This window comes from Roseibium denhamense (genome assembly GCF_009711415.1).
GTDB lineage: Bacteria > Pseudomonadota > Alphaproteobacteria > Rhizobiales > Stappiaceae > Roseibium > Roseibium denhamense.
The window spans coordinates 102,605-116,105 of sequence record NZ_SMLZ01000109.1 but is presented as its reverse complement, the minus strand read 5'-3'; the positions used below and the strand labels follow the sequence as shown (position 1 = coordinate 116,105).

Sequence of the window (13,501 nt, the reverse complement as noted above, 5' to 3'; positions counted from 1 at the left end):
GGCAGCTTCGTAACTCAAAAGGCCGGTTCGTGTTCCCCGGGCCGGCCTTTTTTCTTTTGCCGCTAGCCTGTGAACACTTTGTTTCTGCCTGCCTGCTTTGCGCCGTACATGCGGCTGTCGGCGAGGCCGAATAGTCTTTCCGGATCCGTGGCCGCCTCATCGATGGCAGCACCACCGACCGAAACCGTCATGGGGATGATGAAGCTTTCCGTCACCATGGGGTTTTCTTCAACGGCCATGCGAATTCGTTCCGCGATTTCCTTCGCCCTTTCAAGGTCGATATCCATAAGAAGGACTGCGAATTCTTCTCCTCCATACCGGCAAACCGTATCACCGTTGCGGACGGCATCCTTGATCAAGCTCGCCACATGGCACAGGGCCCTGTCGCCGATCTGATGGCCGAATGTATCATTGAGCCTCTTGAAGTGATCGATGTCGACGATCAGCAACGCCAATCGTGATTTCTTTTTGAAGCGGTGATCATAGCAATTTTCCAGAACGTTCTGGAAATGGCGGCGGTTATACGTATCCGTCAAGCTATCGTAGACCGCAGCCCGGTACATCTCCTTCAAAAACTCGATTTCGGCACTGGTGAGCATCGAAAACCGGATCGAGACGTCAGACCCGATCTGCACGACATCATTGTTTTCAAGATACTGGCGTTCAACGGGGATGCCATTCACGTAGACCCCATTCCGGGACCGGAGGTCGATGACTTGAACACCATCATCCGCAACATCGAACATGACATGGCGGCGGCTGATGTCCCGCTCACGCACTTTGATGTCACTGTCCTTGGAGCGGCCAATCACTGTTTGTGGTTTTGTGAAGATGAAGGACCGGCCGGTGTCCAAACCGTCGATGAACACGATTCCCGGTTTTCTGTCTTCATCCGCCGGACGCCGCTTCGCGCTGTCTTCCAAAATGAGGGTGGCATCGCCCTGGATTGTCCCGTCATCGGAAATTGCGGCATAGGTAATGGTCATGTTTGTTGCCCCGACGATTAACCCAGCTTTATTGCCCCAAAGCCAGCAAGGCCAAAAAAACTCGGCCGTTGCGCACCGCCGTCGCGGCGGATAAGCAGATTTGACATGTTTCAAATTTTATATGTCATTGACCGATCAGCTTCAACCTTGCCGCTAGGTTACACGAAAATTCTATAAACTTATGTTGAACTGATCCTTTTACTGAATTAAAAATGATCCGTTTGGAGATGCTTTCTGCGATTAATAGAAAGTCTTGATGCATCAATTTCCCCAAAAATATTGATAGTTTTGCCGTGTTTTGATATTTTTAGTAGCGATTCTTTTTCTCAAAATTTGGGGTGGTGCATGTCTGGTGAAAATGAGACTTCCTGGGACTATAGGCAGGACTTGCTAGTCGTTCGTGATGGGCAATATTATCATATTCCTAAAGATGTTTGGATGAATCAAGAAAAGCACTTGGTTGATTCGAACAAGCGCGTTGAACATCTTGTGAAGAATGGCGCGGCGGCCGCGAGTATTCCAACTGTTCCAGCTGGAGGAGCAGAGGAAACGCCTGTTCCCGGCATTTTTGGGGCAACATGCTTCTTGCTCAATCTTGATGTTCTCAAGGGTGGACCTGATGGCGGATGATCCGCACATCTGCTGATGCTCGACCGGGAATGAACTTCGAGGGTAGCGATGTCCTACCTTCGAAGCATTCTGATACAACGCCGAAAGAACATGTGCACGGGACACACCGCCTTGTTTCGCCGGCCGTGACCCTGCAGCGCCTAAAGCCCCATCTCAAGACATTTGGTATCACGCGCGTTGCGAATGTGACCGGCCTCGATACGATCGGGTTGCCGGTCGTAGCAGTCTATAGACCAAACGCCCGCTCTCTTTCTGTATCGCAGGGCAAGGGCCTCAATCTCGATTCAGCACGTGTATCGGGGATCATGGAGGCCATTGAGGGCTATCACGCAGAACATGTCACTCTTCCCTTGAGACACGCTCACTTTGCGGAGCTGTCGGAGGACGGCAGTGTGATCGATGTAGCAGGTCTGCCGCGAATGGTCGGCGGGATTTTCGACCCTTTCCGTCCAATTCTTTGGTGCCAAGGGACTGAATTGAACAGCGGGCGCTCAACGTGGGTGCCGTTTGAAACGGTTCACACCAATTTCTCATATCCGTTGCCGCCAACCAGCGGGAATTTCCAAATGAGCTCAAATGGGCTCGCTAGTGGTAATCATTGGCTCGAGGCGGTCAGTCACGGCATCTGCGAACTTATTGAGCGGGACGCCTTGACTTTGTGGGCTGAAACCGGCGGACCGGAAAGTTCTGAATGCCGTCTGGATCTGGCAACGGTGGACGATCCTGACTGCCGGTTTGCTATCGACCTCCTGTCGGCTGCCAATCAGGCGATAGGCGTCTGGGACATTAGCACGGATATCGGCCTGCCGGTCTTTTCCTGCACGATTGCGGATCGCGACCCGAACCATCTCGGGCAATTTTATTGCAGCCACGGAAGCGGATGCCATCTGACACGCGACGTCGCCTTGTTGCGGGCTCTTACCGAGGCAGCTCAAACCAGACTGACCTTTATCGCCGGGGCGCGTGATGATGCGCACCGTGACTTCTTTGAAGCGGCCCGAAATCCGGACCGGGTCGGAAAACATCGGGATCAGATCGAAAGCGGTGTTTCGAAATCGATGCGAACGTTTTCCTCAGCGCCCTCTTTCGCGCATTCGACGTTTGAGGAAGATGTGTCTTGTCTGCTTCAGAAGCTCGGCCGCGTTGGACTATCGCAGGTCGTGGCTGTCGATCTTGGGGGACGGGTTCCTGGAATTGAAGTTGTGCGGGTAATCGTGCCCGGCCTTGAAGGCCTGCATGATGCGCCTGGTTACTGCGTTGGAAAGCGGAGTCTTGCCCGCAGGGCAGCCTACCGAAGGGGGCCGCAGTCTTGACCGCTGCCGTTTTTCTCGGACCAACCTTGGAGCCCGGTACAGCAAGGTCACTTGCCGATGTTCAAGTACTGCCGCCGGTTTCCCAGGGAGACGTCTATCGTGCCGTCCAGAACGGTTTTCGCATCATCGGCATCGTTGATGGTTATTTCGAGCAGGTTCCAGCGGTTTGGCACAAGGAGATACTCTGGGCCATGAGCCAGGGCGTGCATGTGTTCGGTGCTGCCAGCATGGGCGCGCTGAGGGCTGCAGAACTTGCGGATTTCGGCATGAAAGGCGTCGGCCGGGTTTTCTGCGATTTCTATAGCGGCAGCCTTGAAGACGATGATGAGGTCGCTGTTGTGCACGGGCCGGCAGAGGTCGGCTATCCGTGCTTGTCGGAAGCAATGGTCAACATTCGGGCAACGCTTGGTCTCGCCGAGGCGGCAAAGGTAATCGACACGACGGCCCATAAGCTGATGCTTGACCATGCCAAGACGCTTCATTTCTCCAAGCGCAGCTACAAAAATGTTGCTGACGGCGTTGCATGCGATGTTCCTGTCCAAATGTTGTCCGACTTTTTCGGCTGGTTACCGGGTGGCCGAGCGGATGTGAAGCATGACGATGCGTGCGAGATGCTGGCCCAAATCTCAGCTCTCATGAAAAATGCTCTTCATCCCATGACGGTTAGTTATAAGTTTGAGCATACCGATACCTGGGAGCGGCTGATCCGTCAGGCTGGAAGGCCTGCCTCCGAAGGCCGTTGCGAAGGTCTCATGGAAGAACTCCGTCTTGATCCGGATCTCCATGCCCAAACACTTGGCGAGGCTGCCGGTAGAGCTTTGGCCGCCCGCGAAGCATCAAGGCTGCAGATGGAAGACGATGGAGCGGTATTTGATGCTGTTCTCAACCGCTTCTTTCTAAGCCGTGATTTGGTAGAAGGGGCCGAGATCGAAGAGTGGATGGCAAATCAACAAATCACCGTGCCTGAGCTAACAAGCTTTATGAAGCGACAGGTTGTTTTCGAGACCGCGAAATCACAACGGGATAACGAAATCCGGACATATGTGCCTGACGCACTGAGAGCCAAAGGTCAATACGGGCGCCTAAGCCGTCGGGCGGAGGAAAAAGCCGAATGGCTGAGGCTCAACGGTAAAGAACCCAGTGACGTGGAAGCCACTGGGCTATGCGAAACAGAGTTGGTCGCCTGGTACTTTAAAACCTGTCTTCAAAAGCCTGTTCCCCGGCACATTGATGCCCATATTCAAGCGCTTGGTTTCAAAAGCAAACAGGCTTTTCTTCAAGCCCTGGCCCGCGAGTTCCTCTTTCGTGGCGACAGTTCGGACTCGGTTTGATAACCGCTGTCCGGCAATATCGGGTTTTGGCTGCAGGTCTATATCGAATAGCATGTTCCTCCCCCGCCACAGGGTGAAAACCCTATCCGTTGGCACGCTAGGCTTTGGGCAGGGACGAAGACAAATCCGTCAAGAAGTCGTCAAGTGGCCGGGGCGTGTACGCCAATACCTTTGACGCCTCAGAATTATCGATTTCGCATCCTTTATCAGCGCAGACCAGCATCAGACCTCCAAATGTGCGCATAAGAGGATCGTCTCCATTCGCCATTTCAACCAGTTGCGCATGTGGCGTGTCTTCCACCTCAATTGATCTGCCGGTCATCGCTTCGCATCTTGAGATGACGTCAGACTGGCTGAGGGCTGCGTCGCCGCCGATTTGCAGGACCTTGTTCCGTGCGGCCGGTGCATCGAGGCTGGCGCAAACAGCATCGCGCACATCATCCAGCGCAATCCATGAGATCGGAGCCTTACCTCCGCCGCAGGTTCGCATGGCGCCTGTTTCCGGATTGATGCCAAGCGGTGCGGTCAACCACCCTTCCCGGAAGTGGGGCGCCTGAATAATTGTGTAGTTTGGGAGCGCCCCGCCTTTGAGTTTCTCCTCAATCGCTCTTTTCGCGGTTTGAAGCGGAAACTCGCCGGGAAATGGAGGGAAAGACATAAACACAAAATGATCCGTACCGGCCTCTTTGGCTACATCAATCAGATCAAGATGCCCTTGCCGGTCGACAGTTTCGAAATTGTCCGTTTCGCGTCGCATGGACACTGACGTCGCGGTTGAGATGACAGCTTCTATCCCGCGAGACGCAGCTTGCAGGGAGGACTTGTCTGTCAAATCGCCAATCGCGATTTCAGCTCCAGCTGAGCGGAGGCGGTCCACTTCGGCTGGATCGCGGTCGGCCCGGACCAGCGCGCGAACGGTCTTTCCCGACTCCAGAAGCGCAAAACAGATCGCAGACCCGAGAATGCCTGTTGCACCAACCACCAAAATCATCTTCGTCTCCAATTCACGTTCCAGATGGCAATTGTTTGAACTCAAAGAAATCCGGCCGAAACTGATTGATCCAATGCGCGCTTTGCGCTGCTCATCATAAGGGCCGTATCGTCTCTTTCAGCGGCTTGAACGATCTGGCGCATAGGGCCATCAATCGCGTCCGGCAGGTGCAGTTGGATTGGGTCAATAAGGGTCTTGGCCATCTGAGATAGCTTGTCGTACTGCTTGTTCTCATAGGCGATCTGCAGGCTGACGAGGGCAGCCGTCCATTGCATGGAATACACATAGGAAAGGCTGTTCCAAACCTCGAACGCTCGTGCCAATTCCAGCTCTGCATGCTTGACGTCGCCGTGCTTCATGTCGGTCCATGCCAGAGATGCATGCGCGATGCCGATATAATCAATCATCTCGCCATCGCTCGCCTGACGAAGAAGATCCTGGGCGGCGTTTCTTGTCGCCTCGATTTGCTGCAGCCGGCGCAGAAGAATGACGTAGTAGCAGAGAGAGCGGGTCTCTCCGCCAGCATCACCAATTTCTTGATAGAGGGAAATTGCGGTCAGGAATTCTGGCTTTGCTTCTTCCAAACGTCCTGCAAAAAGCCTCAAGAAACCGAGTTCGAAGTGGGCGAATGCGATTTCCGCTTCGCTCTTGCGGTCAAGCGCAGCTGCTAGCAGTGCTTCGCCAAGTTGAAGCAGATCAACACCGACGCGATAGCGGCCTTTGCGCAAGGAGTTAAGGATCTGCGAGAAGTAAAACCCATACCTGTGGTCGGCGGTGCCATGGCGTTCAATAAGCTGGCGCGTTCCGGCAAGTTCCGCTTCGATTGCTTCCGTTTGTGCCGACCAATAGTAGATCCAAAGGCGGCCCAGCCTTATTTCGATCTGCTCGTTCTGCCAAGCTTTCAGATTATTGCTTACTCTCGCCAATTCGGCTTCCGCCCCTGAATAAGCTGCAAGCGCTTCGTCGTGGTTGTGCTCTCCCTCCCAGGCCTTGGCTACTTTTCGCAAGAGACGGCATTGGGAAAGGGGATTATCGGTTGCCGATTGAAGGGCGGTTTCAAAGCGCTGACGCGAGCGATTGTGCAGGCGTTTGAGGAGAAGCAGCTCGCCGAGCGCCTCGTTGACCTCGACAGTTTCCTTCGCCCAGCTTCCGGGTTCCGGGTCAGCTGATTGTCTTGCCTTGCCGATCTCAGTGTCAGCCGTTTCATAAAACTGGATGGCTTCCTCAATGGCATGGGCTTTTTTGGCCTGTGCACCCGCCTGCCCAAGATAGGGAACCGCCTTCTCAGGAATGCCCGCCGCAGACCAATGGTGTCCAAGCTGGCCGGGATTGTCGGGGGGCATGCGGTCCGCTTCTGTCACTCCTTCCAATGCTTGCGCGATCTGCAAATGCCGTTCCCGCAGGCGCGCGGCGGGAAGTGATGCCTCTGCAATCTCACGGATCTTGTCATGCAGGAACCGCAGGCCGCCGGTTGCCGAGTGTTCAAGAACCTGCTGGCTGACGAGCTCGTCAATGATCGACAGCATGGTCGGTCCATCGACTTGCTCGATCCTTGAGATCAGGTCGGGATCAAAGTCCCGGCCGATCAGAGCTGCGCAATCAAGAGCGCTGCGAGCAACCGGTGCAGTCCGGTTCAACCGTAACTCGATCAGCGCGCGCAGGGATTGCGGGAGGTCCAGGGCCTCGTATTGGCGTTCATCCGACATGCCACTGCCCGAGAACAACCATTCGCCCCTCAGGTTCCTGACAAGGACCTTCTCCTGCACGGCACTTCTAAGGTATTCGGCGATAAAGAAAGGGTTTCCGTTGCTGCGCTCCAGAAGGAACCGAGCAAATGCTGCCGGAACCGGATTGATGGCCAGCATGCCGCCGGTCATGGCCGTCACTTCTTCGGATCCCATCCGCGCCAGTGAAATTTCTTCGATCTCAGGAAGTGAGAGCAGAGTTTTTACAGGTGCGGATTGTTCCTCCGAGCGCACGGTGCCGACTACCAGACCCTTCATATCCGCAAGATGTCCGTCTGCCAGATAAGACAACATGCCGAGGGAAAGTTCGTCCGCCCACTGGATATCGTCAATCAGCAAGAAAAGAGGTTGGGCCCCCCCGCAGGCCGTGATGAGCTTTGCAACCGCGCGATAAAGCCGCCTCCTTGCATCGTCTTCGCCGATTTGGGGCGGGGCAGTCAGCCCGGCCACGTCCGGTAGGGATGCAATGCTCTCCGAGTATTCGGCCAAGACAGCGGCATCCCGCTCCTCGACCGACGTCTTCAGGAAACCCGGCTGTTCGCTGCAAAGATCTGCAAATGCATCAAACAAGGGTTGAAAAGGGTGAAGCGGACGATGCGCCTGGACCTTCATCTGGCCGCCGTCAAACAGTCCAGAATGGCATTGTCCGTTGATAATCCGCATATCGGAGCGCTTGGCGCGCCTCGCCAATTCCATGGCGTGGCGGGTTTTTCCCGAACCGCTTTCGCCGCTCAGAACGATGAACTGTCCCTTGCCTTTGCAAGCGGTCTCGATGTGTTTGGAACAACGCTCTATCACTTTGCCGGAGGCGACAAACGACGCTTTGTAGAGATAAGGGCTCGGTTGATTGACGGCGAAATCCTGGGAATTTGGAAGGCCGCCCATTTCCTCAAGCGCCAAAGCCACATTTTCTGCATAGCCTATTCTACTGTCTCTCGACTTTGCCATAAGCGACAGGATCAGCTCATCCAGCTCCGCCGGTACGTCGCTGGCAAGATCCGATGGGCGGACCGGATCTCTTTCTAAGTGCCCCCTTAAAACTTGGGCGCGGGAGCCGGAAAACGGGGTCTTTCCGGTTACGAGCCGATAGAGGATGCAGCCGAAGGCGTATAGGTCGCACCGGGCATCAAGCGCTTCACCGCGAATTTGCTCCGGCGCCATATAGTTCGGCGAGCCGCTGATCCCGAGCGCGCTCTCAACAACTTCCCTGCCGCTTTCATCATTCATCTGGCTCCCGAGACCGAAATCCACGAGGATCGGATCAACGCCGTTTTTGATGAAAATGTTGCCCGGTTTCAGGTCACGGTGAATGATGCCCTCACCGTGCACATAGGCAAGGGTGCGGCAGATCCGGCTGCCGAGCGCGAGCAGGTCATTCAGACCTTTGTCGTCATCGTGCTGGGAAGACTGATATTTTTCGGCAGCCGGTGTCGAGCCCCTCAAAACGTGTCGTTCTGCAAGGGGGCGCAAGTCTGAAATCAGGGTCGCGTCGTCATCGCCTGAAACAGAGACTGGTGTGGCGCTAGCGAGTTGAGTTGATGAGTGTTCCGGCCGTTTTTGGCGGACGAGACTGTCCAAGGTCGTTCCTTGCAGCAATTCCATGGCATACCACGGTTTGCCGCCGTCAATACCGTGTTCGAGAATCTGGACAACACCGGGGTGGTGAAGCCGTGCAAGCGAACGGATTTCCTTACGTATCTGCCCAAGCTTTGCGGCCTCTATGGTCGACACCGTTTTGATGGCAGCAGTTGTTCCGGTCTCTACATGTCGGCCAGCGTAGATCAGTCCCATGCTGCCTTTGCCAAGCAGGGTCTCAATGAGATAAGGACCGATCTGAGCCCGGTTCTGAGTGTCCATCACTCGGAGGCTCCGGAGCGGAGGTTCACAGATTCTTCTCCTGATTTCAGTCTCTATGCCGTTCGCTCTAAGAGCCGTTCCTACACGCCGTGCGAGTTTCCGTGCATGATACAATTTTATCGGAAGCAGATTCTGTCAAATTTTACTAGAGTGCTGTTTGCAGTTTTTTGAAAATTACAACTTTGAGAAATGCATATTTTTCCACTTACTTTAAATTGCAGGAATGCTTGAGAAGAAACTGTGAGGGCACAAATATGCTCCTGCATCCGCTATTGGAATGAGAGGCGGGGGGATCATTGCCCAAACCGCCTCTCAGGAAGGTGTTTCCAGGATAACGTCAATTTCGTAGGCCGGGCCGAAATTTGTCAGTCTGCCCAGTCCGTTGGGAGAAGATCAGCCGAAAGATTTTGATAGCTGACCGGCCTCAAAAACCGCCGGATGGCGAGTGTTCCCACGGATGTCGCTCCGAAGTTCGTGGACGCCGGGTAGGGGCCCCCATGGACCATGGCGTCAGCGACCTCAACACCTGTCGGAAACCCGTTGGCGAGAACCCGGCCCGCTTTACGTTCCAGAACCGGCATCAGCATTTTCGCAAGGTCAGTATCGTCGGCTTCCATCTGAAGGGTACAGGTAAGCTGCCCTTCCAGGTGTCTCGCAATTTCAAGGAGCTGGGCTGTGTTCTTGACCCTGACGACAATTCCCAGCGGGCCGAATACTTCATGCCAAAGCTCTTTGTTTGCCAGCCATGTGTCCCCGGATGTTTCGAACAAATAGGGCGCGGCAGCACGGTTCTCGCAGGCCGCTCCAACCAGTTTCCGGATGTCTGGCACAGCTGCGATCCGGTGGGCACCTGATTGGAATGCATCCGCAATTCCGTCTGCAAGCATCGTTTGACTCTCGGTCGTCTCCAAGGCTTGACGTGCTGTCTCGACAAACGTGTCGGCCTCAGCGCCTTCCAGGACGAGAACAAGACCAGGGTTCGTGCAGAATTGGCCGGCGCCCATGGTCAGCGAGGCCGCCCAGCCTCTGGCGATCTCATCGCTTCTGTTGTGAAGCGCAGCCGGTAGCAAGAACACGGGATTGATCGAGCCAAGCTCGCCGAAAAACGGGATCGGTACTGGCCGTTGAGCACACAGGTCGAAAAGTGCTCTGCCGCCGCGAAGAGAACCGGTAAACCCAACGGCTGTGATCAGTGGATGCTGGACAAGTGCCTGCCCGATTTCGTGCCCTGGTCCTTGAATGAAGGAAAAAACTCCCGGATGAAGAGCGCAGGATTTCAGGGCAGCCGATATGGCTTCGGCAACAATCTCACCCGTGCCCGGATGCGCCGGATGACCGCGCACGACCACCGGACAGCCTGCCGCAAGCGCGGATGCCGTGTCTCCGCCCGCCGTGGAGAAAGCCAAGGGGAAGTTCGATGCACCGAACACGGCCACCGGGCCAATCGGGCGCTGAACCATCTTTAAATCCGGGCGCGGAAGCGGCTGGCGGTCCGGCAGGGCGCCGTCGTGCCGTTTGTCGAGATAGGCCCCGTCCAGGATATGAGTGGCAAAGAGGCGCAGCTGGCCCACCGTTCTTCCGCGTTCCCCTTGCAGCCTTGCTTTCGGCAAACCTGTTTCGGCCATTCCGATTTCCGTAATCGCATCCGCACGGGCTTCGATTTCATCGGCAATCGCGTTCAGGAACGCGGCACGGGTTTCGCGGGACGCATACCCGAAACTCCAGAAAGCCTCTTCCGCTGCTTGGCAGGCCAAATCGACCTGGGCCACAGTGCCGGCGCAAAAGGTATGCGGCGCGCCTTGTGCAGGGTCTGACTGAAAGGTTCCGTCGCTGGACGTCCATTGTCCGGCAATGAAGTGTTTTCCGTGCGGCATGAATGTCATGGCAATCCTGCTCAATTGGGAAGGGCACCGTCTCTGGCGACCTGCTGGACACTGACGAGGGTGATGACTGGAAGCTGCGGTTGGGCTGGCCTTCAGAAAGGTTGGTTGAAAGAACTACTAGTCGTCACTGCTGGTGAAGACAACCTCCTTGCGTGAATGCATCATGGAATGATGCGAGGATAGGACGGATCACCTTTGGCGGTCGCCCGGCGTCTTTGGTACCATTGGGCACATCAGACCCGCTCACAAGGACGAGGCGCGAACATGGACAGGGATGGACTGCTCGAAAGCGTACTCTCCAGCATGATCCAGGGTGTCGCCGTTTTTGATGAAAACCTGGAGCTACTTGCCTGGAACACGCGCTTCCGGGAAATGCGCCACTATCCGGATGCACTTGTATTTCGGGGGCAGAGCGTTGAGGCGCTTATCCGGTTCGATGCCGAACAAGGTGAGTTCGGTTCAGGTGATGTCGACGACATAGTCGATGGACTTATGAAGAAAGTCCGCTGCTTCGAAGAGCATTCCTTCGAACGCTCCCGTCCCGACGGCAGTTACATGGAAGTCAAGGGCGGTCCGATTCCCGGCGGCGGTTTCGTCAGCACCTATTCCGACATCACCGAACGGGTCCAGGCTCGCCAACAGTTGCTGCAACAGATGGAAGAGCTCAAGGAAGCGCGTCAGGCGACGCTTGATATGATGGAAAAAGCGGAGGCGAACCGAAAGCGCGCGGAAGATCTCAGGGAAAAGGCTGAAAGCGCAACGCGCGCCAAGGACATGTTTCTGGCGGCTATGAGCCACGAAATCCGTACGCCAATGAATGGGGTTGTCGGGATGATAGACCTGCTGACGCACACGGATCTGGATGACAACCAGCGGCAAATGACCTCCACGATCCGGGACTCGGCCTTCTCGCTCCTTACAATCATCAATGACATTCTCGATTTTTCAAAGATTGAAGCGGGCAAGATGGATTTGGAGATGATCCCGATATCCGTGCCGGACATCGTGGATGGGGTCGGTGAAACGATGGGCCCAAATGCGGGCAACAAGGGCCTCGATCTGATCTGTTACTGCGACCCGCAGATTCCGCCTTTTGTCAAAGGGGATCAGGTGCGGCTGCGGCAAATCCTTTTTAATTTGCTGGGAAATGCAGTCAAATTCACGGAAGCGGGAGAAGTAACCCTCACAGCAGAACTGGCGGGCCTCGCAGAGGATCAGGCGACAATCCGGTATCGTGTGAGCGATCAGGGGATCGGTTTGACGCCGGAGCAGATAGCCAACCTTTTCCAGCCGTTTCAGCAGGCAGACATTTCCACCACGCGGCGGTTTGGAGGAACGGGGCTTGGACTTACGATTGTGCGCCGTCTGGTCGACATGATGGGCGGCCAAATTGATGTTGCCAGCGAGCCCGGTCAGGGCAGCACTTTTGCCGTAACGATCTCACATGCAGTTTCAGACGAAGGCGCTGCCAATCCAAGTTACGATTTTGAGGGCATACGCCTTCTGGCGCATTTTCAGGAAGATGGCACACGGCAGAAAACCATTCAGGCATGGCTCGATCATGCCGGTATTCATGCAACCTTCCATAAAGATGTAGAGGATGTGTTTTCGTCGGCTCAGTCCGCCGGAAAAGGCGGTGAGCCTTATGACATCGTCCTTCTGGGCGCATTGGGTGACGAAGCGGCAACAACAAGGATTCAGAACAAGTTCCGGGATCACCCAGGTCTGAATGCGACCCGGTTTGTGCGTGAACACAAAAACACTGATGATGCCGATGCATTGGCGTTGCCAGATACCGTCTTTATGCCGTCAACACCGCTGACCCGCCGAAGTTTTCTAAACAGTCTTTGTGTAGCCCTTGGAAGGGCCTCTCCAAGCCTTCAGGGGAAAGGGCCATCCATTGGTATGGGTGCGGTAGACGCACCTGATCTGAAAACAGCAATTGCCAATAACGAGCTCATCCTGGTGATCGAGGACAACAAGACCAATCAGGATGTCATTCAGCGTCAATTGAGGCTGTTGGGGTATCAATGCGAAATTGTCGAAGATGGTGAAGCAGGCTTGGCCGCCCTCCGGTCTGGCCGCTACGCCGTCGCGCTGTCCGATGTGCACATGCCGAAACTGGATGGTTTGGAAATGACCAGATCCCTACGGCGGGACGAGACGACCAGCGCGAACAGGCTTCCGGTCATTGCGATTACGGCAAATGCCCTTCAGGGGGAGGCGGATCGTTGTCTTGATGCCGGTATGGATGATTTTCTGCCCAAACCGCTGGAGATGGCAAAACTGAAGGCTCTGCTGGAGCGGTGGCTCCCCAATGCCCGCGCCACGAAAGCGTCCTTGTCGGGAGCCAAAGGGCGTGTTTCGCAACAGACCGGAACGGAATCAGCCGGTACTTCCGGCCAGCAAGGTGGGGACCCGCCAATCGACCTGTCGGCATTGCAAGATATCTTTGGTGATGATCCGGAGACGATCAAAGAGATACTCGCCGATTTCATCGAACCGGCCTGGTTGGGAATTGCCGAAATCGAAGCAGCGGTTGCGAGCGGGGATGCAGATGCGGTTGCTGCAGCCGGTCACAAACTAAAGTCGTCTTCGCGTTCGGTCGGGGCGTCCGATCTTGCCGCGGTGAGTTACACGCTGGAACAGGCCGGAAAATCACAAGATTGGACGATTATTAACGCAGACTGTGCAAAGTTACGGCCAATCATGGACCGGATCGCAATATATATCGAGGGTCTTTGAACAGGAGAGCACCGCCAAGA

The 13,501-nt window shown here is 55.3% G+C and carries 8 protein-coding genes; 4 read left to right on the top strand and 4 right to left on the bottom strand.

The window, feature by feature from the left end; genetic code table 11:
- Positions 1-62 precede the first annotated feature (62 nt).
- Positions 63-986, bottom strand: coding sequence for a GGDEF domain-containing protein (locus E1180_RS12895; protein WP_155191594.1), 924 nt, complete (start codon positions 984-986; stop codon positions 63-65).
- A gap of 345 nt (positions 987-1,331) precedes the next feature.
- Between E1180_RS12895 and E1180_RS12890 the strand changes: the two genes are divergently transcribed.
- The 3 genes from E1180_RS12890 (at position 1,332) to E1180_RS12880 (ending at position 4,260) form a co-directional block, all read left to right on the top strand.
- On the top strand, positions 1,332-1,616 hold the full coding sequence (locus E1180_RS12890) for a hypothetical protein (protein WP_155191593.1): 285 nt from the start codon (positions 1,332-1,334) through the stop codon (positions 1,614-1,616).
- Positions 1,617-1,708: 92 nt separating this feature from the next.
- The gene (locus E1180_RS12885; protein ID WP_208997121.1) at positions 1,709-2,929 is read left to right on the top strand and encodes a YcaO-like family protein; all 1,221 of its coding nucleotides are present in this window, start codon (positions 1,709-1,711) and stop codon (positions 2,927-2,929) included.
- Positions 2,926-4,260, top strand: a complete 1,335-nt coding sequence (locus E1180_RS12880; RefSeq protein ID WP_196220588.1) for a TfuA-like protein — start codon at positions 2,926-2,928, stop codon at positions 4,258-4,260. The genes E1180_RS12885 and E1180_RS12880 overlap by 4 nt, the downstream gene beginning before the upstream one ends.
- Before the next feature lie 97 nt (positions 4,261-4,357).
- On the opposite strand, the gene E1180_RS12875 is transcribed toward E1180_RS12880, so the two are convergent.
- The 3 genes from E1180_RS12875 to E1180_RS12865 all read right to left on the bottom strand — a co-directional run bounded on the left by E1180_RS12875 (position 4,358) and on the right by E1180_RS12865 (position 10,736).
- Complete coding sequence (locus E1180_RS12875) at positions 4,358-5,251, bottom strand: SDR family oxidoreductase (protein WP_155191591.1); 894 nt, start codon at positions 5,249-5,251, stop codon at positions 4,358-4,360.
- 41 nt (positions 5,252-5,292) lie between these two features.
- Entirely contained in the window at positions 5,293-8,853 is a 3,561-nt protein-coding gene (locus tag E1180_RS12870; protein WP_155191590.1) for an ATP-binding protein, read from the bottom strand.
- Between the two features lie 365 nt (positions 8,854-9,218).
- Entirely contained in the window at positions 9,219-10,736 is a 1,518-nt protein-coding gene (locus E1180_RS12865; protein WP_155191589.1) for an aldehyde dehydrogenase (NADP(+)), read from the bottom strand.
- 264 nt (positions 10,737-11,000) lie between these two features.
- Between E1180_RS12865 and E1180_RS12860 the strand changes: the two genes are divergently transcribed.
- A complete protein-coding gene (locus E1180_RS12860) occupies positions 11,001-13,481 on the top strand; it encodes a PAS-domain containing protein (RefSeq protein ID WP_155191588.1) in 2,481 nt (826 codons plus the stop codon).
- Positions 13,482-13,501: the final 20 nt, after the last annotated feature.